This is a genomic window from Bradyrhizobium sp. USDA 4341, from assembly GCF_054063755.1.
The window spans coordinates 9062425-9084399 of sequence record NZ_JBSSGO010000002.1 but is presented as its reverse complement, the minus strand read 5'-3'; the positions used below and the strand labels follow the sequence as shown (position 1 = coordinate 9084399).

Genomic DNA, 21975 nt, shown 5'->3' with positions numbered 1-21975 from the left:
CCTTCACGCCAGCGCCAGGGCGACGAACGCCGCGGCCAACAGCATCATGGCGTAACGATAGAGCTTCAAGCCGGTGAGGACATCAGCGGCAGCCGGATCGCGCCCCCCCTCGTTCAGCCAAGGCTCGTTCGCGATGCTGCCGTGATAGATGCGGGGCCCGCTGAGCCGCACGCCGAGCGCGCCGGCCATCGCAGCTTCCGGCCATCCGGCATTCGGCGAGCGATGGCGGCTTGCGTCGCGCAGCATGCACGACCACGCCTGCGAGAAGCGCGGCGCAAGCAGCACGAACAGCAGGCCGGTCAGCCGCGCCGGAATGAGATTGGCGAGATCGTCGATCCGGGCGGCCGCCCAGCCGAACGCTTCGTGCCGTTCGGTGCGATGGCCGATCATCGAGTCCAGCGTGTTGATCGCCTTGTAGCCAAGGATTCCCGGCAGGCCGAACAGTGCACCCCAGAACACCGGCGCCACGATCCCGTCGGATGCATTCTCGGCAAGGCTCTCGATGGTCGCGCGCGCGATGCCGGCGTCGTCGAGCGTTGCGGGATCACGACCGACAATCTGCGCAACCGCCGAACGCGCGGCCGCGATGTCGCCGGACGCAAGCGGATGTGCCACCGCGGCGACATGATCATGCAGCGAGCGCAGCGCCACCAGCGGCCACGCCAGCACACCGACAAGGACGACGCGGACCCATCCGGATGCGAGCATGGACTGAACCGCCCAACCCAGCGCCGTCGCCAGCGCGATCACCAGGATGGCCGCCGCGACACCGGCGATGCGCCGAAACGCCGGCGGATCGGAGGCCCGGTTCCAGGCGGTATCGACGAGATGGATCAACCGGCCGAGCCAGGTCACGGGATGGCCGATGCGGGCAAACAGCCAAGCCGGCCAGCCGATCAAGGCGTCCACAGCCATCGCCACCGCCATCGCTCCCGCAAAACCCACGCACCTCTCCTCACCGCGATCCCCCTGATGCGCAAGACGTCGGCCGAGCGCAAGCCCTCCGGGGCGGATTTCGGCTTTGTCTTTTACCGCGATTGGTGGTTAGAGCGTTTTCGAGGCGAAGCGGATGCCGGTTCGCAACAGGAGACCCTATGGCCGTCATTCTGATCACCGGCGGAGCCCGGTCAGGAAAAAGCCGCCGCGCCGAATTGCGCGCGCGCAGCTTTCCAGGTCGGCCGGTCTATATTGCGACCGCCGAGGCGCTCGACGCGGAGATGGATGAGCGCATCGCCAAGCATCGCGTACGCCGCGGCGATGACTGGATCGAACGCGAGGTGCCGCTCGATCTCGTGGAGGCGCTGGCCGAGACCGATGGCGGCGGCGCAAGGCTGGTCGATTGCCTGACGCTTTGGCTGTCCAACCTGCTGCATGCGGGGCGCGACTGGTCGCAGGAAGTGACGCGGCTGGCGGACGTGTTGTCGCGCCAGCGCAGCCCGGTCATCATCGTCACCAACGAGGTTGGCCTCGGCATCGTGCCCGATAACGCACTGGCGCGGACCTTCCGCGACGCGGCAGGTCTCATGAACCAGAGCATTGCCGGCGCGGCGGACGAGGTCGAATTCGTCGTTGCGGGCCTGCCGATGAAGCTGAAATGAGCAACACGATCGATCCTGCCAAAGGCCCCGCGACGGTCTCGTTCGACGATGCGTTTCGCCGGCAACTGCACGAACTTTTTGTGTGGCGGCGCGACGTGCGCCGCTTCCGGTCCGAGCCGCTGCCTGATGGTACGATCGAGCGGCTGATCGAGATCGCCTGCCTCTCGCCTTCGGTCGGGTTGAGCCAGCCCTGGCGGTTCGTCATTGTCGACGACGCGGCACGGCGCCGCGCGGTGATCGAGGACTTCAAGAGCTGCAACGCCGACGCGCTGCGATCCTATTCCGGTGAGCGTGCAGCAAAATATGCCGAATTGAAACTATCGGGCCTCGAAGAGGCGCCCGGCCATCTGGCCGTGTTTGCCGAAAAGACCGACCAGATCGGCTCCGGCCTGGGGCGCGCCACAATGCCGGAGACAACAGAATACTCGGTGGTGGCCGCGATCTGCTCGATGTGGCTTGCTGCGCGCGCGGAAGGCATCGGGCTCGGCTGGGTCTCGATCTTCAATCCAGGCCGCGTTCACGAGATTCTGGAAATACCCGATACGTGGAAATTTATCGGCTACCTCTGCATCGGCTACCCCCAGGCGGAATGCGACCGTCCTGAGCTCGAGCAGGCCAAGTGGGAATCGCGGCGAGGTCCGGATGAATTCACCATCCGGCGCTGACCAATCTCCGACCGGCAGCGGCGCCTCGAACAGCGCCGCCCACTGGCGCGCCGACATCGCCTCCCTGGCTTTTCCCATCCCTGAGCACGGCGCCATCTGCGCGGTGCATCGGGGCGCGTTTCGGACATTGCTTGGCGCCGACCCGACGCCGGACGGCTGCCTCGGCTATTTCGCGCGGTTTGAAGACGCGTTCAGGGCCGCAGCGAGCGCCAAGATCCTGCGCAAGCGTATCCCCCTTGGAACAAATCTGCATCTTACCAGTCGCGACATCGCTCGAAAGCTGCTAGAAGCCGACCAAATCGAACGTGGAGAACGATGATGAGCCAGTCCCCGGCCGCGCAAACCCAGGTCATGCAATCCCAGGTCACGCATCTGCCGGTCGCGACCGGACGGGTCGGACGGCTTGCCCAGTCCCTGATGGCGATGTCGCTCGGCCTGTTCATCGTCGGCGTGGTCGGCTTCTCGCACATCGACGTGATCCACAACGCCGCACACGATGTGCGCCACTCCAACGCCTTCCCCTGCCACTGACCCCGCTGGCATGAGCACGTTTCGCTCGATCGTCTTCTCCTCGGTCATTGCCGGATTCATCGTTGGCCTGATCGTCACGGCGGTTCAGCAGTTCAGCACCGTCCCGCTGATCCTCAAGGCCGAGGTCTATGAGAAGGCGGCCGAGCACAAGCACGAAGCCGCCGCGCCACCGCAGGCCATCCTCGTCCACGATCATGCGGAACATGATCACGGCGCCGAGGCGTGGGAGCCGCGCGACGGCCTGGAGCGCAATCTCTATACCGCGGGAGCAAACATCCTGACCGCGATCGGCTTTGCGCTGCTGCTTTGCGGCTTCTTTTCGGTTCGCGGTGGCGCGACCGGCGAGCCGATCTCGTGGCACGAAGGCCTGATGTGGGGCCTCGCAGGCTTTGCCGTTTTCACGATTGCGCCGGGCCTTGGGCTGCCGCCTGAACTGCCGGGTGTCCCCACCGCACCACTGATGTCGCGCCAGATCTGGTGGGTGACGGCGGTGCTGGCGACATCCGCCGGACTCGGGCTGATCGTTTTCCGGCGCTTGATGCCGGCCGCCATCGCCGGCGTGGTCCTGATCATGCTGCCGCATTTGATCGGCGCGCCCGAGCTCGAGCGTGTCGAGACCAACGTGCCCTCGTCATTATCGCATCAGTTCGTGGTCGCGGTCACGCTGACCAGCCTGGTGTTCTGGTCGCTGCTGGGCGGCCTGACCAGCGCCGCGTTCGCCTATTTCGACCGGCCCACGTCGGCATAACGCCACTGCCTGATATCGTGGGCGCTCAGCTCGCCTGTCTGAGCGGCTTGCCGGCCCGCAGCTCCCTGTCCTGCACCAGCACCTTCTCTGCATAAAGCTCGCCGATTTCCTGCTCGGACAGCCCGAGTTCGCCAAGGATCTCCTCATTGTGCTCGCCGAGCAGGTCGGCCCTCAGCTCGGTGCGCTGCGGCCATTCCGAGAAGCGCATCGGCGCGCCCGGAATCGCAAATTGGCCGATCCGGGGATCGCTGACATGGCGGACCGTGCCGCGCTCGATCAGATGCGGCTGGGCCATGGCGTCATTCAAGGTCAGCACCGGCGCACAGGGGATTCGCTCCTGCTCCAGGGCGGCGATCGCCGCATCGCGTGACGGAAAAGTCTTGAGCCAGGCTTCGACGATCTCCCCCACCAGCACCCTGTTGTCGGCCCGCGCGCGTGCGGACTCGAACCGCGGATCCTTCTCGAGCTCCGGCCGCCCCAGCGCGCGAACCATTTGCGGCCATTGATGCGCCAGCGCGCAGATCACGAGAAACTCGCCCCGGCCGCAATCGAACACCCCGACCGGACCGCCATTCGGGTGCAGCGAGCCCTCCCGCTGCGGCACGAAGCTATCCCCGCGCAGCGAGACCTTCGGCACATTTGCCTCGTGCATGTGAAAGTAGGTGTCCAGCAGGGTCGATTCGATGAACTGCCCCTCTCCGGTCCGCTCGCGGTGCAGCAGCGCGAAGCCGACCGCCATCGCCGCGGCAACGCCGGTCGAGGCGTCTCCGATCGCGACCGGCACCTGCGCCGGCTTCCCGTCGGGATCGCCGATCACGCCTGTAATGCCGGCGAAAGCCTGGGCGATATAGTCGAAGCCGGGTTTGTCGCTCAGCGGACCGGTCTGTCCGGCGAACGAGATCGAGCACATGATCAGCCGCGGATTGATTTTCCTGAGCGTCTCATAACCAAGTCCGGCGCGCTCCATCACACCGGGCGTAAAGTTTTCCACGAGAACGTCGGCCTTGGCGGCGAGCCGGGTCAGGATCTGGCGGCTCTTCTCATGCTTGAAGTCGAGCGCGAGGCTGCGCTTCGAATGGTTCTGCTGGAAGAAATACGTGCTCTGCGACGTGTTTTTGTGCGCGGGATCGCGCGGCTTCAGGCCCTGGAAGCGCGATCGGTCGCCGAACGGCGCGAGCTCGATCTTGATCACGTCGGCGCCGGCTTCGGCCAGCAGACGCGTGCAGGTCGGGCCTGCGACGAACTGGGTGATATCGAGCACGCGATAGCCGGTCAGCATTTTCGGAGGCAGGGTCATCTCAATTGTCCAGTTGTTGTGACTGAAGAGTTTCGGCGGGCGCGTTTTCGCCCGCCGGCCTCGTTCCAAACAGATTGCTGCGGGCCTGCGCGTCGAGCGTCTTGCGCACCGCGCGCCGGCCGACCGCGAGCCCCTTCTGGAGCAGCGGCCGTGCACGAAGCTCGGCGAACCAGCGCCTGACGTGCGGGACATCGTCGAGCGTGAAGCCCTGTGCCTTGTGAGTCATCACCCAGGGAAAGCAGGCGATGTCGGCGATCGAATAGTCGTCGCCCGCGACGTGGCTGCTCTCGCCCAGCCGGTCGTTCAGCACGCCGTAGAGACGCCGCGCCTCGTTGCCATAGCGCTCGACCGCATAGGGAATCCTGTCCGGCGCATAGAGCGAGAAGTGCCCGTTCTGGCCCAACATCGGCCCGAGCGCGCTCATCTGCCACATTAGCCATTGCTGCACGCGGTAGCGGCCACGCAGATCACGCGGAACGAATCTTCCGGTCTTCTCCGCGAGGTAAAGCAAGATCGCTCCGGACTCGAAGATCGTCAGCGACTCGCCTCCGCCGGACGGATCCCTGTCGACGATGACAGGGATCCGGCCATTGGGATTGAGCTTGCGGAATTCGGGCCTGAACTGGTCGCCGCGCGTGATGTTGACCGGCACGACAGTGTACGGCAGCCCGCATTCCTCGAGCATGATCGAGATCTTCCAGCCATTCGGCGTCGGCGCGAAATGAAGATCGATCATCGGAGCCTCCGGCACGGCTCAGGCCAGCTGCTTTTCGCGCGACAGCGACAGTCCCGCCTCCTGCAACCGCCGCTCGAGCATCGGCACCCGGTCGTTGCCCCAGAACTGCTCGCCGCGAAACACGCAGATCGGCACGCCGAAGATATGATCCCCGTGGCTCTCCTGCTGCGCCTCCTCGTATTCGCGCCGGCCGTCACCTTCGAAATACCTGCGGAATTCAGCGCCGGACATCCCGAGCGATTCGATGAAGCGTTCCACCGCATCGACCTCGTCGACCGCGAGCTCGCGGCGGAAGAACAGCTCGTAGACCAGGCGGCTGTATTCGATCAGCCGCCCCTGCTTCTCCGCGAACAGCCCGCCGATCAGCGCCGGTGCGGTGTCGAAGATCTTCAACGGGCCGCGGATGATCTTCTTGTCGCCACGCTCGTTCGCGGACCGCCGCGCATCCATGTAGGAATACTTGACCTTGTATTCCGAATAGACGCTGCGCTGGCCGGAGCCCTTGATCCGGAGCTGGAACGGCCGCCACTGCACCTTGATGTCGAACTTCTTCTCCAGCTCGAACACCGGATCGAATGCCAGCCAGGCATAGGGGCTCTTGTAGTCCGAATACATCTTGAGAATTTCGCGGGACATTGTCTCTCCTTTGCCGATGTCATTGCGATTGAGCGACGAGCGGGCACTGGCTCTCGGACAGCGGCTGCGCCGCCTCGGATGCCGGAATGACCTTCTCGATGGTGTAGTAATCCCAGGGCTTCTTCACCTCGCTGGGAGCCTTGATGCTCGCCATGTAGAACGGATGCATCAGCCAGCCGTCGGCGCGCACAAAACCGTTCTCGACATACATGTCGTTGACCGGCAGCTTCCGGATCTCGTCGGCGACCTTCATACCGTCCAGGGTCCTGGCGGCAGCGACAGCCAGCAGATAGTGCAGTGTTCCCGAGTAGACCGCGGCCTGGTCCATGGTCGGCATTGCGTGGTGCTGCCTGAAGAAGCGCTCCGACCACGCGCGCGTCTTGTCGGTGCGGTCCCAGTAGAACGGGGTCGCAAAGGTCAGGCCCTGCACATTGGCAATGCCGAGCGCGTGCACATTGGTGATGTAGGTCAGTGGCACCACGATGTGCTGGCCACCCTCGGCGATGCCGAACTCCTTGGCCTGCTTCAAAGCGTTGGTGGTGTCCTCCGCCGCCGAGATCAGCCAGATCACCTTGGCCTTCGACGCCACCGCCTGCAGCAGGAAGGAGCTGAAGTCGGGATTGTTCTGCGGGAAGCGCACCGAGCCCAGCACCTTGCCCCCGGCCGCCTTGATCGCACCCGCTGCAGCGTCCTCCATCGCCTTGCCGAAGGAATAGTCGGCCGAGAGAAAGAAGAACGTATCGAGCCCGCGCTCGATCAGCGGCTTGGGCAGCGGCGCCGAAATCGCGTAGGCGTTGAGCGACCACGAGAAAGCGGTCGCTGCGCAGGCCTGCTGCGTGATTGCCGGGCTTCCGGTCACGCCGTGGATGACGATCTTGTTGCGCGTCCGCGCCAGTTCCTGAACGGCCAGCGCCACGGCGGATTGCGCGACATCGACGATGACGTCGGCACCGCCATTGTCGAACCAGTTGCGGGCGATCGCCGCGCCGACATCGGCCTTCGCCTGGTGATCGCCCGAGATCACCTCGATCGGACGGTCCAGCACCTTGCCGCCGAAATCCTCGACCGCCATCCTGGCGGCGAGCACCGAGCCCGGCCCCATGATGTCGCGGTACATCCCCGACATGTCGGTGAGCACGCCGATCCTGACCGGCTGCACATCTTCCGCCTGAACCGGCGTCAGCATCGCGCTGCCGATGAGCAACGCGATTGCTGCAGCTGTGGTTGTTGGTTTCTTCACCATGACTATCCTCGACGCTCCCGCTTGGGACGGCATGCATGTGCCGGCCTTCTTGCTTTCAGATGATCCGCCTGGACGTCAGATCGTCGATCCGCTGCCCGGAGAGGCGGAGCAGCCCGCCATAGATCTCCTGATTGTTCTGCCCGAGCGTCGGCGCGGGCGCGGTGTATCCCTTGTGCGTCCGTCCCATCTTGATCGGGAACCCGGCGCCGATGACGCGCTGCTCCAGCGGCTCGGTCGGATGCACGACCGGCTGCAGCATGTCGCGGGCGCCGAGATGCTCCCAGGCGAGGATGGCGTCGATGTCGCGGATCGGGCTCGCGGCGACATCGCCGCGATTGAGCGCCTCGATCGCCTCGAGCGTGGTGCGGCCCAGCGTCCATTCGCTGACGATCGCATCGACGATCGTGTTGTTGGCAACGCGCCAGCCGGTGTTCATGAACTTCGCGTCCGCGGCGAGGTCGAGCCGATCCATCACACCTAGCAGCGCCAGCCAGTCCTCGTTCGTGGCGGCGCCGAGCGCGATCGTGCCGTCGCGCGTGGCATAGGTGTTGAAGGGCGAGAACCGCATGATGCGATTGCCCTGCCTTGGCGCCATCCCCATCTGCGGGTAGCAATCCAAGGGCTCGTCGAGCACCAGCGACAACAGGCAGTCCGCCATCGCGACGTCGACGAACTGGCCTCGTCCCGACACGCGCTGCTCGGTCAGCGCGGCGAGGATGCCGGAGACGGCAAAGGCGCCCGTAATGCCGTCCGCGAGCGCGGTGCCGGCCTTGCTTGGGCTGCCATCCGGCGCACCGGTGATCGCCATCAGGCCGGATGCTGCCTGGATCATCAAATCGTACGCCTTGAGACGCCGGTCGGCGCCGGTCGAGCCGTAGCCGGTCAGCGCGCAATGCACGATCGCGGGGTTGACCTGGCGGTTTGCCTCATAGCCGATCCCGAGCCGCTCGGCCGCGCCGGGGCGCAGATTCTCGACCAGGATGTCCGACTTGCGCAGCAGCGCATGGAACAGCTCCATGCCCTCCGCCGTGCGCATGTTCAGCGTGATCGACTTCTTGTCGCGGCAGCGCTTCAGATAGGCGAGGCCGAGATCGCTGTCATGCTTGCGGTCGAGCGAGACCCCGTCCTTGCCGAGGAACGGCGGCCCGGTCATGGTGGGATCGCCCTGCTCGGGGGTGTCGATGCGGATGACCTCGGCGCCGAAGCCCGCCAGCATCAAGGTCGCGAACGGGCCTGAATAGAACCGCGTCAGATCGAGTACGCGGACACCGTGCAGCGCGCCTTGCCTCGTCGTCGTCGGGCTCGCCGTCATCCGAAATTTCCCTTCCCGCCTGCTGCTCTGTGGTTGTCTTCATCGTTGACGCGGCGGGCATATAGGTCAAATATTTTCCTATCCGTATTATTGATGCGAAAATGGAATAAATGATGCGCGAGCGACGCCCACGCCGGTTCGAGGTCAGCCTCAAACATCTTCGTGCCGCCAACTCGGTCGCGGTGTATGGCAGCTTCACCGCGGCCGCCGCCGACCTCGGCATGACGCAGTCGGCGGTGAGCCGTCTCGTGCTTCAGCTCGAACGCCAGCTCGGCGTCTCGCTGTTCCTCAGATCGACGCGCAACGTCATCCTGACCGCGCCGGGCCGCGAATTCACGGCATCGACGCAGCGCCTGCTCGCCGATCTCGGCGTCCAGGTCGACAACGCCCGCGCGCTCGGCGAACAGATCAAGGGACGCCTGATCATCTCCTGCCTGTTGTCACTCACGCACCACGTGGTGCCGGAGGCCGTGCTGAAATACAGGAAGGCGCATCCCGGCGTCGAAATCCACCTGCGCGAGGGCCTCGGCAGCGAGGTCTATGAAGATGTGCGCAGCGGCCTCGCCGATTTCGGCGTCGGCAACGTCACCGCGCTCGGCCAGGAAGTCGTCAGCGATGACGCGGTGCAGGAGTCCTGCTTCGCGATCCTGCCCTCGCGCCATCCGCTGCGAAACAAGGCGACGCTGAGCCTTCGCGAACTGCGCAACGAAACCTTCGTCTCGCTCCCGACCGGCTCGGGCCTGCGGAAGCAGATCGACAGCGTCGCGACCGCGAGCGGCATCGTGCTCAATCACAGCACCATCGTCGAGCAGTTCGGCACGCTCTACGATTTCGTCGCAGCCAATGTCGGCATCTCGATCGTTCCGGCCTCGGCGGTGCCGCCGCGGGCGCCGCGCGGCGTGATCGTCAAGCGGCTGGTGTCGCCGCCGCTGGTTCGCAAGATCGGAATCCTGCGGCTGAAGAACCGCCCGCTGACGCCGGCCGCGACCGGATTTCTGGATATCTTCCGGCCACTATTCCTGAGCGCATCACGCCGATAACCCGAGACTCACAAGAAACATTTGAGATTCGCAGCAGAGCCTGATTAGGTTCGGGGACGCCGTCTGCTGCACGCCGCAACTGGCGCGCATGGCGGCGACAATGCCGAACCGACAGGGCCCGACCACCGATGACCAGGACGCGACGGACACGACCGACGATTCGTGACGTCGCGGCCGAGGCCGGCGTCTCCGTCTCAAGCGTCAGCCGCACGCTCAATGGCGGCATCTACACCAGCGCGGAATTGCATGCCCGCATCATGCGCGCGGTGAAGCGCCTCGGGTTCGAGCCCGACCAGGCGGCGCAGGCGCTGCGCTCGCGGGCGTCGAATACGATCGGCTGCATGGTCGCCGATTTCTCCAACCCGCACTACACCGGCATGGTGAGCGCGGCGGAGGAGGAATTCCAGCGCGCCGGCTTCCTCCTGATGCTGGCGGCGACCAAGCATGAGGAGGCGCGCGAGGCGGCGTTCCTGTCTGCAGTGCGCCGGCGCCAGATGGATGGATTGCTGCTGTTCGCCGGCGACAATTCCCACAAGAATTTCATGAAGGGGCTGGCGACGCTCGACCTGCCCTGCGTCACCGTCGACCGCGAGGTACCCGATAGCGTCATGGTTCGCGTCGATCACCGCGGCGGCGCGCTGGAGGCAACGCGCTATCTGATCGGCCTCGGCCATCGCCGGATCGCGTTGCTGACCGGAAGCGCTGCGGTGCTGCCGAGCTCGGAACGGCTCGCGGGCTACCGGCAGGCGCATCAGGAGGCGAAGATCGAGGTCGATCCAACCCTGATCCGCCCGCACATGCAGGGCGCCAACACCGCCTTCAGCTCGGTGTGCCAGCTGCTGCAGATGACAAAACCGCCGACCGCGATCATCTCGCTCGGCACCAGCATGCTGGCCGAAGTGCTGGAGGCGATCACCAGCAACGGCCTGCGCTACCCGCAGGACGTATCGATCGTGTGCAGCGGCGACACCGACCTCGCCCGCCATGCGACGCCCGCGATCTCAGCCCTGAGCTGGGACATGAACGAGGTCGGCCGTACCGCCGCGCGGCTGTTGCTGGAGCGGATCCGCGAGCCCGACAAAGCCGGCAGCAGCGCCCCGGTGTTCCTGCCGACGCGCCTCATCCTGCGCCATTCCTGCGCCGCGCCGGCAACGCCCGCGCGGGGGCGGAAGTAGCGCCGCGCCGATCAATCGGCCAGCGGCCCCGCTGCGTATTGCGCGTCGGAGACGTGCTCCATCCAGGTCGCGTAGTCGCCGTCGAGCGCTTCGTGGATCGCGATATGGCTCATGCCCGTGGTTGGCGCCGCGCCGTGCCAATGCTTCTCGCCCGGCGGTATCCATACCACGTCACCCGGACGGATCACGCGGATCGGGCCATCCCAGCTCTGCACATACCCCGCGCCGGCCGTGACGTAGAGCGTCTGGCCGAGCGGATGGGTGTGCCACGCCGTGCGCGCACCCGGCTCGAAGGTGACGCGCGCGGCCTGCACACGCGCGGGCGCGGGTGCATTGACGATCCCGTCAGCCCATACCGTGCCGCTGAACCAATCGGCGCTGCCGCGCCGGCTTGCGATCGATCCTGCGCGCTTGATGTCCATTCGCAATCCTCCCATCTATCCAGTCTAGAAACGATTCCAGAACTTGGCTATCGCTCCTCTCAATGACGGAGCGAGACCGCGGTCGCGCTAATCTCAGCGCAGCACGAAACCCTCATAACCGCGCTGCGCGATCTGCGCGATGCGGTGCCGGTAGCCCTGGCCGACATAGGGCATGAACACGCGCGGCTTGCCCGCGATGTTGGCGCCCTGGTACCAGGAATTCGCCTTCGGATAGAGCGTGCGGCTGGCGGCGTCGGCGACATGCGCCATCCAGGCCCGCTCGGCGTCGCGTTCCGGCTCGATCCGCGTCAATCCCTTGGCGCGCATGTTGCCGAGACAGGACGTGATCCACTCGACATGGTTCTCGCAGGCATGGATCACGTTGCCGATGACGGAGGGGCTGCCCGGCCCGGTCACGACAAACAGGTTCGGAAAGCCCGACACCATCAGGCCGAGATAGGCGCTGGGCCCGTCGGCCCAGGCCTCCTTCAGGGTCGCGCCGTCCCGCCCGCGGATCTGCATCGCGGCGAGCGCCCCGGTCATCGCGTCATAGCCCGTCGCCAGCACCAGTGCATCGAGCGTAAAGGACCGCGTCGCGGTCTCGACGCCGGTCTCGGTGACTGTCGTCAGCGGCTCCGCGCGCAGATCGACCAGCTCGACATGCGGCAGATTGTAGGTCGCGAAATAACCGGTATCGATACAGATGCGCTTGACGCCGAGCGGATAATCCTTCGGTGACAGTGCCTCCGCCGTCGCCCTGTCGTGCACGATGCCGCGGATCTTGTCGCGCACGAAGTCGCAGGCGACGTCGTTGACGGCCTCGTCGGTCAGGATGTTCGGGAACGCGGTCAGGATACCGCCGCCGCCCTGCTCCCAAAGCTGCTCATAGCGCGCCCACTGCGCGTCTCGCTCGGGCACCGGCGCTTCGAAGGCATTTGCAGGCACCCGCCCGAACTCCGGCGTCTCGAGACTCTCGCGATATTTCGCGATCACGGGCCCGGCGGCAGCGATGTCGGCTTCGGACAGCGGCGCATTGCGTGCAGGCACCGAGTAGTTCGGCGTGCGCTGGAATACGGTCAGGCGGCTCGCCGCCTTGGCGACCATCGGGATCGTCTGCACACCCGACGAGCCGGTGCCGATCACGGCAACACGCAAGCCGGAAAAGTCGATCTCCTGATGCGGCCACTGCCCGGTGTGATAGACCGGCCCGCGAAAACGCGCGAGGCCCGCGAGCTTCGGCTTGTTGGGCACCGAGAGATTGCCGGTCGCCATCACACAAGTCGATGCGACGATGCAATCGCCGCGATCGGTGCGCAACGTCCAGCTCTCGCCTTCTTCGTCCCAGTCGGCGCCGGTCACACGGGTGTCGAAGCGGATCAGCGAGCGCAGATCGAACCGGTCGGCGACGCGCTGCGCGTAGCGCAGGATCTCCGGCTGGGCGGCGTATTTCTCGCTCCAGCGCCATTCCTGCCGCAGCTCCTCCGACCAGCTGTAGGAATAGAACAGGCTCGGTATGTCGCAGCGCGCGCCGGGATAGCGATTCCAGTACCACGTGCCGCCGACGTCGGACGCCGCCTCGATGCCGATCACCTTCAGCCCGAGCTCGCGCAACCGATAGATCGCATAGAGCCCGCCGAAGCCGGCGCCGACCACGACGGCATCGCATTCGGCGACCAGCGGCGGCCTCGCGCCATGGTCCGGGCTCGTCTGCTCCAGTCTGCTCATTTGTCACATCTCTCCGGCCGCAGGAATATTGCCATCGGTGGGAACGCGCGCTAGTCTGGAAACGTTTCCAGATCGGAAGCGCATACGATAATTGTCGCCGGGCGTCAACGCACCGGCCCTCGGCAAGGGGCCACGCGCACGTCACAAGGCGATCGGCGGACAATCAGGGAGTGACTGAGGGATGTTGGACGGATTTTGTCTTCGCGCGTGCCTGGCGGCCGCGGTAACGATCGGCGCGCTGTCGCCGGCACTCGCGCAGAAGAACTACGGCCCGGGGGTCTCGGATACCGAGATCAAGATCGGCAACATCATGCCCTATAGCGGCCCCGCTTCGGCCTACGGCGCGATCGGCCGGACCGAGGCGGCCTATTTCAGGATGATCAACGACCAGGGCGGCATCAACGGACGCAAGGTCAACTTCGTCAGCTACGACGACGGCTTTTCGCCGCCGAAATCGGTCGAGCAGGCACGCAAGCTGGTCGAGGGCGACGAGGTGCTGCTGGTGTTCCAGCCGCTCGGCACCGCGCCCAATGTCGCGATCCAGAAATATCTCAACGGCAAGAAGGTCCCTCACCTCTTCATCGCATCGGGCGCGACGCGCTTCGGTGATCCCCAAGGCTTTCCCTGGACGATGGGCTGGCAGCCGAACTACCAGAGCGAAGGGCGGATCTACGCCAGATACATTCTGGACAAATTCCCGAACGGCAAGATCGCGGTGCTCTGGCAGAACGACGATGCCGGCAAGGATGCGCTCAAGGGGCTGCGCGACGGCCTCGGCGACAAGGCGAGCAGCATGATCGTCGCCGACAAGTCCTACGAGCTGACCGATCCAACGCTGGATTCGCAGATCGTGGCGCTGCGGGCCTCCGGCGCCGATATCCTGTTCACCTGGGCGGCGCCAAAGGGCGCGGCGCAGACCATCAAGAAGGTCGCCGAGCTCGGCTGGAAGCCGACCTTCTTCCTGACCTCAACGGCGACATCGGTCGCCTCGGTGATGCGCGCCGCCGGCATCGAACATTCGCAGGGCATCATCTCGGTCGCCTACCTCAAGGATCCGACCGACACGATCTGGAATGACGATGCCGAAACCAGGGAATGGCGGGCGTTCATGGACAAGTACATGCCCGACGGCGACAAGACCAACGGCAATCACGTCTATGGCTACGCCGCCGCGCAAACGCTCGCGCAGGTGCTGAGGCAGTGCGGAGATGATCTCACACGCGAGAACGTGATGAAGCAGGCTGCCGGCCTGAAGGACTTTGCGCCGAAGATGATCCTGCCCGGGATCAGGATCAACACCAGCGCGAACGACTTCCGTCCGATCGAACAGTCGCAGCTGATGCGGTTCGAAGGCGAGAGCTGGAAGCTGTTCGGCAACATCATCACCGGCGAGGTCGGCAGCGAATAGTGCGCCTGCGCGCTCTGTTCAATGAGAGGGGGGACGAGACGCAAAGTTGAGGCAATTCGCGTCGCGACGACGCGGGTGTTTGACTCACTGGCGTGCAGCATGTTCGACGTCGTCCCTGCGAAAGCAGACCCATAACCACAAACGGTCGTTATTGCGCGACGCCGGAACGACGAGTCGCAATCACAACACCCGCCGCGGAGTATGGGTCCTTGCTTTCGCAGGGACGACAGCGAGCGTGTTGCTTGACAGTTGAGCTCGAAACTCTATTCCGAACGCACATCACCCCACCCTACCCGGCCGGCGTCAGGATCGCCTGCTGTGCCGCATGCCAGCTCGCTTCGTCGGGCGCGCAGAGCAAGCCGCCGGTCAGATTGACCGGCTTGTAGGGCGATCCGTCGAAATGTGCGCTGTAGCCGCCGGCCTCGCGATGCAACAGCCAGCCCGCGGCATGATCCCACGGCATCAGCTTGTTGTAGAACAAGAGATGGCAATGGCCGGACGCCGCCATGCGATACTCATGCGCGGCGCATCTGAGCCAGGCGCTGGCGCCAAGCCTGGACAGATTGCCGGCGACGATTGGGCGCAGCGCCTCAGGCAGAAAGTTGACGCCGATCACCGCGTCCATCTGCTTGACCGGCACGGCCGGGGCCACTTTCAAGTCATGCCGCCTGCCGTCCGGCATTTCGAGCCACGCGCCCTCGCCGCGCAGCGCGAACGCTGTGTCGTTGCTGACGGGATCATGGATCGCGCCGAACACGATCTCGCCGCGCATCGTGGCGGCCACCATGGTGCCGAACAGCGGCAGGCTCGAGGTGAAGTTCCGCGTGCCGTCGATCGGGTCGATGATGAAGGCGAGCTCCGCGGTTCCGACCTGATCGAGCGCGGCCGGGTCGCGTGCCGTGCCTTCCTCGCCGATCACGACCGCATTCGGAAACGCCCGGAGCAGCGCGGCCGAGATCGCCTGCTCGGCAAGCTCATCTGCTTCGGTGACGACGTCGAACGCCGATGTCTTGGTGCGGACCTCGATCTCCCGCACGCGCCGGAACCGCGGCATGATCTCGGTGCGGCCGACTTCGGCGAGGATGTTTCCGATGTTCAGCGCATCGGCATGGGACAGTTTCACGCGGCATTCTCCTGCGTTGCGCCGTCATCCTATCGCAGGATCATGACTGCGCGGCAATCAACGGCGCTGGTTGTAGACATCGATGCAGACGGCGCCCAGCAGGACGAGGCCCTTGATCACTTGCTGATAGTCGATGCCGATGCCGAGGATCGACATGCCGTTGTTCATCACGCCCATGATCATGGCACCGACCACCGCGCCGCCGACCCGGCCGACGCCGCCATAGGCCGAGGCGCCGCCGATGAAGCAGGCGGCGATCACGTCGAGCTCGAAGCCGAGGCCCGCTTTCGGCGTCGCGGTGTTGAGCCGGGCAGCAAACACCAGCCCGGCGAGCGCCGCGAGCACGCCCATGTTGACGAACGTGAAGAAGGTCAGCCGTTCAGTCTTGACGCCCGACAGTTTCGCGGCCTTGGCGTTGCCGCCAACCGCATAGATCTGGCGGCCGATCACAGTCCGCCGCGTGACGAAACCGTACAGCGCGATCAGCACCGTCATGATGACGAGCACGTTCGGCAGGCCGCGATGCGAGGCGATCAGATAGGTGAAATAGAGCACCGCGCCCGCCAGCGCGATGCTCTTGGCGATGAAGAACGCGTAGGGCTCGACCTCGATGCCATGCGACTGCTCGCGCGCCCGGCTCTTGGCGCTCGCGAGCACCAGCGCGAACGCCAGCACGACGCCGATCAGAAGTGAGGTCGGATACAGCGTGCCGGCGCTCGGAAACAGCTCGGGGATGAAGCCCGACGACAGCTTCTGGAAGGTCGGCGGAAACGGCCCGACCGACCGACCCTGCAGCACCGCGAGCGCAAGGCCCTTGAACACCAGCATGCCCGCCAGCGTCACGATGAAGGACGGAATCTTGAAATAGGCGACCCAGTAGCCCTGCGCAGCGCCGATCGCGGCACCGATCAGCAGGCAAACGATGAAGGCGGTCGGGTAGTCGACATGGTAGGTCACCATCAGCACCGCCGCGACCGCGCCGACGAATCCGGCGACGGAGCCGACCGAAAGGTCGATATGCCCGGTGACGATCACCAGCAGCATGCCGAGCGCCATGATCACGATGTAGCTGTTCTGCAGCACGAGATTGGTGAGATTGACCGGCTGCAGCAGCGTGCCGTCGGTCACGATCTCGAAAAACAGCATGATCGCGAGCAGCGACAGCAGCATGCCGTAGTTGCGCAGATTGTTCTTGATGAAGCCGGAATGCTTGGGGGTCTCGGGAAGTGACACCGTCTTGTCGGTCATTGTGCTCCGCCTCCCGCCCGCAGCTCACTGGCAGGGGCGCCATTTACGGACATCCTGACATTGCGCATGATGGCGCGCATGATCTTCTCCTGCGTCGCGTCGTCCTTCGCGAACTCGCCGACGAAGGCGCCGTCATTCATCACGCAGATCCGGTCGCAGATGCCGAGCAATTCCGGCATTTCCGACGAGATCACCACGACGCCCTTGCCGGCCTCCGCGAGCTCGTTGATGATACAATAGATCTCGTATTTTGCCCCGACGTCGATGCCGCGGGTCGGCTCGTCCAGCAGCAGCACCTGCGGATCGGTCATCAGCCATTTCGACAGCACCACCTTCTGCTGGTTGCCGCCCGAGAGCTGTCCGGCCTCCTGATAGACGTCGGAACAGCGGATCCGCATCCGGTTGCGGTAATCGCTCGCGGCCTTCAGCTCGACGACATCATCGATCACGCCGCGGTCCGACACCTGGCGCAGGCTCGCCAGCGTCACGTTCTTGCGGACGTCGTCGGCGAGGATCAAGCCGAGCTGCTTGCGGTCCTCGGTGACATAGGCGAGGCCGGCATGGATCGCGGCCGGCACGCTGGCGAGGTTGGCCTCGCGTCCGTCAAGGCTGATCCTGCCGGAGATATTGTAGCCCCAGGCCCTGCCGAACAGGCTCATGGCGAACTCGGTGCGGCCGGCGCCCATCAGGCCGGCGATGCCGACCACCTCGCCGCGGCGCACCCTGAAATCGACGTTCTTGATCACCTGCCGGGCGGTATGCAGCGGGTGATACACCGACCAGTTCTCCACCGTCATCACGGGATCGCCGATCGCAACGTTTCGCTCGGGGAAACGATGCGCGAGATCGCGGTTGACCATGCTGCGGATGATCCGGTCCTCGTCGACCTGCTCGGTTCGGCAATCGATGCTATCGACGGTGCGGCCGTCGCGCAGCACCGTGATCCGGTCGGCGACGCGCGCGACTTCGTTCAGCTTGTGCGAGATCAGGATCGAAGCGATGCCCTGCTCGCGGAATACCAGCAGCCGGTCCAGCAGCGCGGCACTATCGGCCTCGTTGAGGCTCGCGGTCGGCTCGTCCAGGATCAGGAGACGCACCTTCTTCGACAGTGCCTTGGCGATCTCGACCAGCTGCTGCTTGCCGACGCCGAGATCGGTGACGAGCGTGTCCGGCGATTCCCGCAGGCCGACCTGCGCCAGCAGCTCGGCCGTCCGCCGGTACACCGCATTGCGGTCGATCACCCCCAACCGCGACGGTGCACGCGACAGAAAGATGTTCTCGGCGATCGACATCAGCGGGATCAGCGCCAGCTCCTGGTGGATAATGATGATCCCCAGCGCCTCGGAGTCGTTGATGTCGCGGAACCGGCGCTCCTCGCCGTCGAACAGGATCGACCCTTCATAGCTGCCGGCGGGATAGACCCCGCTCAGCACCTTCATCAGGGTCGACTTGCCCGCGCCGTTCTCGCCGACCAGCGCATGGATCTGCCCGGCTTCCACGCTGAAATTGACGTCGCGCAATGCCTGCACGCCGGCAAAGCTCTTGCTGACGTCACGCATCTCAAGCATCGCCGTCATCGGATCACATCCCGCAACGTCACTAGGCCTCGGCGCTATCAGCCCCGCTCGCCCGCCTTAGTCGAATTGCGAGCGCTTGTAGTAGCCGCTGTCAATCAGGACTTTCTCCCAATTGGTCTTATCCACCACGACCGGCTTCAGCAGATAGGACGGAACCACCTTGACCCCGTTGTTGTAGGTCTTGGTGTCATTGACGCTGACCTCCTTCTTGCTCAGAACGGCATCGACCATGTCGGCCGTGACCTTGGCGAGATCGCGGGTGTCCTTGAAGATGGTCGAGTATTGCTCGCCGCGCAGCATGGCCTTGATCGAGGGCACCTCGGCATCCTGGCCGCTGACGAACGGCATCGGCTGATCCTTGCTGCCGTAGCCGACGCCCTTCAGCGAGGAAATGATGCCGATCGACAGGCCGTCATAGGGCGACAGCACCGCATCGACGCGCTTCTTGCCGTAGAAGGCGCTGAGCAGATTGTCCATCCGTGCCTGCGCGGTCGCGCCGTCCCAGCGCAAGGTCGCGACCTTGCCCATGCCCGTCTGGCCGCTCGCGACGACAAGCTTGCCGCTGTCGATATAGGGCTTCAGCACCGACATCGCGCCGTCGTAGAAGAAATAGGCGTTGTTGTCGTCGGGCGAGCCGCCGAATAGCTCGATGTTGAAGGGACCCTTGCCGTCCTTCAGCCCGAGCGCATTCACGATCGACCCTGCCTGCAGCACGCCGACCTGGAAATTGTCGAAGGTCGCGTAATAGTCCACGTTCGGCGTGTCGCGGATCAGGCGGTCATAGGCGATCACCGTGATGCCCTGGGCCTTGGCCTGCTTCAGCGCATCGGACAGCGTGGTGCCGTCGATCGCCGCGATGACCAGCACTTTGGCGCCCTTGGTCACCATGTTCTCGACCTGGGAGAGCTGGTTCGGGATGTCGTCGTCGGCATATTGCAGGTCGGTGCCGTAACCGCGTTCCTTCAGCACCTTGACCATGTTGTTGCCGTCGTCGATCCAGCGCGCAGAGGATTTGGTCGGCATCGCGATGCCGATGGTCGGCTTGCTCTGGGCCATGGCGCCGCGATCGGACGCCGTCGCGGCAAGGCCGGCCAGCGCGAGCGCGAACGCGAACAAGGTGGTCTTCGATTTGAACATGCTTCACTCCCTTGGTTTTTAGTTGGGGTACCGTTGCCGTGGACAGCGTCAATCGACGGCTCTCGTTCGTGGGCTGGCCGCAGATCTAGGGCGATGTCCGATCGGCGCCGGGGCCGTCACGAACCGAAATTGCGGAATGTCGATTGAACCCGTCAACAGCGCCAATGCTCACTCCGCACAGTCAGCCATGTCGATCCAGCAATACCAAGTTCACCCGCGAGTCATGTCGTGGGATGAACGAGGTGTCGGAATGACGTGGAGGATCATGAGGCGCCGGTCTCCCCGAACTGTTGGCAAGCGCTACCACCCGCCAGAATTTCTGGTGGTACGTCACCATCTCGAGCAACCTTTGGTAGATGCCACCCCTGCTATATGAATGCGCGCCCGACCGGCCATTTATTTAGATATCCAAATAAATTGATCGGAGGCATGGAGGGTCACGAGGCGCTATCTCCCGAAATAATTGAGCAAGCCTCGCCATCCGCTAGGTGCGGCGGTGCTTCCGACAACCTTTGGTGAGATTGTGCCCCTACTGTGCAATGGAGGCAAGCATCATTTATTTAACTTCCAGAATAAATTAATCAGAACTGACGGCCGGCCGGCGGCGGCGGCCTTCAGGCGTCAATGTCAGACAGATCGTCAACAACAAGCAACGCTCCGGCGAAATCGTCGTCGCTGAAATAGGTGCTGCGGGTGATAACCACGGGGATGCCCGCCCACGCGGCGGCGGCGAGGCCGTTGCCGGAATCCTCGACGGCAATGCAATCCGCCGGTCCGAGCCCAAGCCGCGCCAGCACCTCGACATAGACATCGGGTGCCGGCTTCTTCCGCGGCACGTCGTCGCCGGCCACGATCGCCTCGAACAGATCGGCCCAGGCCGGCCCCAGCGCAACCGACAGCAGCGCATCGATATTGCCATGCGAGGTCGTCGTGGCGATCGCCAGGCGCTGGCCGCGGCTGCGCGCGCCGGCGAGCCATGCCCTCACACCCGGCCGCAACGGGCAGTCACCCGCTGCAATCAGCGCGGCGTAGCGCTTGGTCTTGATCCCGTGCAGGTCGGCGATGTCTGCGAATGTCAGCGACGGAACCGCGTTGCGCTGGTCGAAGGCGCGGATGCGCTCCTTGCCTCCTGCGACCCGAAGCAGCCGCGCGTAGGTGACCTGGTCCCAGAACCAATCGAGGCCGGCCTCGGCGAACGCCTCATTGAAGGCGCGGCGGTGCACTTCCTCGGTTTCGGCGAGCGTGCCGTCCACATCGAAGATCAAGGCGCGGGCGCCCGCGATGATGTCGCGCATCCCGGCGTTCCTGATGCCGGCGAGCGCCTGGTTCATCGTGCCTCGCCCGCCGCGCCCGCCCCTTTTGCGAACACGCGGCTGGCAAGCACGTCGCCGGCCTCGATCGACATCACGTCGTCGGTCGTGAGCGTGCGGTCGAGCTTCGCCACGATCCGGTTGGCCTGGCGCAGCCGGATGCGGTCGAGCGCGTTGCGGATCGAGCGTGCATTGGAGAACAGCGGCTGTTCCTTGCGGATGCCGATGTACCGGGTGAAGGCCTCGCGTGCTTCCGGAGAGAAACGATAATTCTGCTGCTGCAACATCAGCTCGGCGATCCAGAGCAGCTCGCCGTCGGAATAGTCCGGGAAGTCGATGTGATGCGCGATGCGGGAGCGGAACCCCGGATTGCTCTGGAAGAACTTCTCCATGCGGTCGCCATAGCCGGCCAGGATCACCACCAGATCCTCGCGCTGCTGTTCCATGATCTGGAGCAGGATCTCGATCGCCTCCTGGCCGTAGTCGCGCTCGTTTTCGGGGCGGTACAGGTAATAGGCCTCGTCGATGAACAGCACGCCGCCCATCGCCTTCTTCAATATCTCTTTCGTCTTCGGCGCGGTGTGGCCGATATATTGCCCGACAAGGTCATCGCGCGTGACGCTGATGACGTGGCCGCGGCGGACGAAGCCGAGCTTGTGCAGGATGCCGGCCATCCGCAGCGCGACCGTGGTCTTGCCGGTGCCGGGATTGCCGGTGAACGACATGTGCAGCGTCGGGAACGTCGTCGCCAGCGCCATCTTCTGCCTGATGCGTTCGACCAGCAGCAGCGAGGCGATCTCGCGGATGCGCGTCTTCACGGGCCTCAGGCCGATCAGTTCGGAATCGAGCTGGTCGAGCACGTCGCCGATGCCGAGGTCGGCGAATTCATGCCGGAGGTCGATGGTCTCGGGCGGCGTCTCGCGGATCTGTTCTTGCGGTTGCGTCATTATCCTCTCGCTTCGAGAAAAGCTCCGTCGCCGCGGCGGCGACGACGGAGAAGTGCATCCGGACCAGGACGGTCGAGGGAGCAACCCGCCTGGCTTG

The 21975-nt window shown here is 64.7% G+C and carries 23 protein-coding genes; 9 read left to right on the top strand and 14 right to left on the bottom strand.

The features are described 5' to 3' along the window. Nucleotides 1-3: 3 nt before the first annotated feature. Nucleotides 4-945 carry an adenosylcobinamide-phosphate synthase CbiB gene (gene cbiB / locus ACVIGB_RS48190; RefSeq protein ID WP_456723974.1) on the bottom strand — a complete coding sequence of 314 codons (942 nt, stop codon included), beginning with the start codon at nt 943-945 and terminating at the stop codon, nt 4-6. A 27-nt stretch (nt 946-972) separates the two neighbouring features. Here cbiB and ACVIGB_RS48185 point away from each other — a divergent pair, with 27 nt between their 5' ends. From ACVIGB_RS48185 to ACVIGB_RS48160, 6 genes are read left to right on the top strand one after another with little or no spacing between them, the layout of a single operon-like run. Beyond that, a complete protein-coding gene (locus ACVIGB_RS48185; RefSeq protein WP_456723975.1) occupies nt 973-1110 on the top strand; it encodes a hypothetical protein in 138 nt (45 codons plus the stop codon). Further along, the gene (cobU, locus tag ACVIGB_RS48180) at nt 1095-1598 is read left to right on the top strand and encodes a bifunctional adenosylcobinamide kinase/adenosylcobinamide-phosphate guanylyltransferase (protein WP_456723976.1); all 504 of its coding nucleotides are present in this window, start codon (nt 1095-1097) and stop codon (nt 1596-1598) included. The genes ACVIGB_RS48185 and cobU overlap by 16 nt, the downstream gene beginning before the upstream one ends. Then, the gene (bluB, locus tag ACVIGB_RS48175) at nt 1595-2263 is read left to right on the top strand and encodes a 5,6-dimethylbenzimidazole synthase (RefSeq protein ID WP_456723977.1); all 669 of its coding nucleotides are present in this window, start codon (nt 1595-1597) and stop codon (nt 2261-2263) included. Before cobU ends, bluB begins: the two co-directional genes overlap by 4 nt. Then, entirely contained in the window at nt 2241-2582 is a 342-nt protein-coding gene (locus tag ACVIGB_RS48170) for a hypothetical protein (RefSeq protein WP_456723978.1), read from the top strand. The genes bluB and ACVIGB_RS48170 overlap by 23 nt, the downstream gene beginning before the upstream one ends. Before the next feature lie 32 nt (nt 2583-2614). After that, nucleotides 2615-2794, top strand: coding sequence for a CbtB domain-containing protein (locus ACVIGB_RS48165; protein ID WP_092127074.1), 180 nt, complete (start codon nt 2615-2617; stop codon nt 2792-2794). A 10-nt stretch (nt 2795-2804) separates the two neighbouring features. After that, complete coding sequence (locus ACVIGB_RS48160) at nt 2805-3542, top strand: CbtA family protein (protein WP_092125340.1); 738 nt, start codon at nt 2805-2807, stop codon at nt 3540-3542. Between the two features lie 25 nt (nt 3543-3567). Here ACVIGB_RS48160 and ACVIGB_RS48155 read toward each other — a convergent pair whose 3' ends face one another. The 5 genes from ACVIGB_RS48155 to ACVIGB_RS48135 are packed head-to-tail and all read right to left on the bottom strand — an operon-like array spanning nt 3568 to nt 8766. After that, nucleotides 3568-4839: a CaiB/BaiF CoA transferase family protein gene (locus ACVIGB_RS48155; RefSeq protein ID WP_456723979.1), complete on the bottom strand. Its 1272-nt coding sequence runs from the start codon at nt 4837-4839 to the stop codon at nt 3568-3570. 1 nt (nt 4840) lies between these two features. After that, nucleotides 4841-5575, bottom strand: coding sequence for a glutathione S-transferase N-terminal domain-containing protein (locus ACVIGB_RS48150; protein WP_456723980.1), 735 nt, complete (start codon nt 5573-5575; stop codon nt 4841-4843). 18 nt (nt 5576-5593) lie between these two features. After that, nucleotides 5594-6211, bottom strand: coding sequence for a DsbA family protein (locus ACVIGB_RS48145; protein WP_456723981.1), 618 nt, complete (start codon nt 6209-6211; stop codon nt 5594-5596). Nucleotides 6212-6230: 19 nt separating this feature from the next. Further along, nucleotides 6231-7451, bottom strand: a complete 1221-nt coding sequence (locus ACVIGB_RS48140; protein ID WP_456723982.1) for an ABC transporter substrate-binding protein — start codon at nt 7449-7451, stop codon at nt 6231-6233. Between the two features lie 58 nt (nt 7452-7509). Further along, entirely contained in the window at nt 7510-8766 is a 1257-nt protein-coding gene (locus ACVIGB_RS48135; RefSeq protein ID WP_456723983.1) for a CaiB/BaiF CoA transferase family protein, read from the bottom strand. 113 nt (nt 8767-8879) lie between these two features. Here ACVIGB_RS48135 and ACVIGB_RS48130 point away from each other — a divergent pair, with 113 nt between their 5' ends. Next, complete coding sequence (locus tag ACVIGB_RS48130) at nt 8880-9806, top strand: LysR family transcriptional regulator (protein ID WP_456723984.1); 927 nt, start codon at nt 8880-8882, stop codon at nt 9804-9806. A 128-nt stretch (nt 9807-9934) separates the two neighbouring features. After that, nucleotides 9935-10981, top strand: a complete 1047-nt coding sequence (locus tag ACVIGB_RS48125) for a LacI family DNA-binding transcriptional regulator (protein ID WP_456723985.1) — start codon at nt 9935-9937, stop codon at nt 10979-10981. An 11-nt stretch (nt 10982-10992) separates the two neighbouring features. Here the strand turns inward: ACVIGB_RS48125 and ACVIGB_RS48120 are convergent, their stop codons facing one another. Together ACVIGB_RS48120 and ACVIGB_RS48115 are read right to left on the bottom strand one after the other, a co-directional pair. Beyond that, nucleotides 10993-11403, bottom strand: coding sequence for a (R)-mandelonitrile lyase (locus tag ACVIGB_RS48120; RefSeq protein WP_456723986.1), 411 nt, complete (start codon nt 11401-11403; stop codon nt 10993-10995). A 93-nt stretch (nt 11404-11496) separates the two neighbouring features. Then, nucleotides 11497-13128: a flavin-containing monooxygenase gene (locus tag ACVIGB_RS48115; RefSeq protein ID WP_456723987.1), complete on the bottom strand. Its 1632-nt coding sequence runs from the start codon at nt 13126-13128 to the stop codon at nt 11497-11499. 181 nt (nt 13129-13309) lie between these two features. On the opposite strand from ACVIGB_RS48115, the gene ACVIGB_RS48110 reads away from it, so the two are divergent. Then, entirely contained in the window at nt 13310-14536 is a 1227-nt protein-coding gene (locus tag ACVIGB_RS48110; RefSeq protein ID WP_456723988.1) for an ABC transporter substrate-binding protein, read from the top strand. 289 nt (nt 14537-14825) lie between these two features. Here ACVIGB_RS48110 and ACVIGB_RS48105 read toward each other — a convergent pair whose 3' ends face one another. The 6 genes from ACVIGB_RS48105 to cbbX form a co-directional block, all read right to left on the bottom strand. Next, nucleotides 14826-15659, bottom strand: a complete 834-nt coding sequence (locus tag ACVIGB_RS48105) for an inositol monophosphatase family protein (RefSeq protein ID WP_456723989.1) — start codon at nt 15657-15659, stop codon at nt 14826-14828. 57 nt (nt 15660-15716) lie between these two features. Continuing rightward, the gene (gene mmsB, locus ACVIGB_RS48100; RefSeq protein WP_456723990.1) at nt 15717-16907 is read right to left on the bottom strand and encodes a multiple monosaccharide ABC transporter permease; all 1191 of its coding nucleotides are present in this window, start codon (nt 16905-16907) and stop codon (nt 15717-15719) included. Then, nucleotides 16904-18484 (bottom strand): multiple monosaccharide ABC transporter ATP-binding protein, encoded by a 1581-nt coding sequence (mmsA, locus tag ACVIGB_RS48095; RefSeq protein ID WP_456723991.1) that lies wholly within the window; start codon nt 18482-18484, stop codon nt 16904-16906. The genes mmsB and mmsA overlap by 4 nt, the downstream gene beginning before the upstream one ends. A 57-nt stretch (nt 18485-18541) precedes the next feature. Beyond that, the gene (chvE, locus tag ACVIGB_RS48090; RefSeq protein WP_456723992.1) at nt 18542-19621 is read right to left on the bottom strand and encodes a multiple monosaccharide ABC transporter substrate-binding protein; all 1080 of its coding nucleotides are present in this window, start codon (nt 19619-19621) and stop codon (nt 18542-18544) included. A gap of 614 nt (nt 19622-20235) precedes the next feature. Continuing rightward, on the bottom strand, nt 20236-20952 hold the full coding sequence (locus tag ACVIGB_RS48085) for an HAD family hydrolase (RefSeq protein ID WP_456723993.1): 717 nt from the start codon (nt 20950-20952) through the stop codon (nt 20236-20238). Continuing rightward, complete coding sequence (cbbX, locus tag ACVIGB_RS48080; protein WP_456723994.1) at nt 20949-21878, bottom strand: CbbX protein; 930 nt, start codon at nt 21876-21878, stop codon at nt 20949-20951. The genes ACVIGB_RS48085 and cbbX overlap by 4 nt, the downstream gene beginning before the upstream one ends. Nucleotides 21879-21975 lie beyond the last annotated feature (97 nt).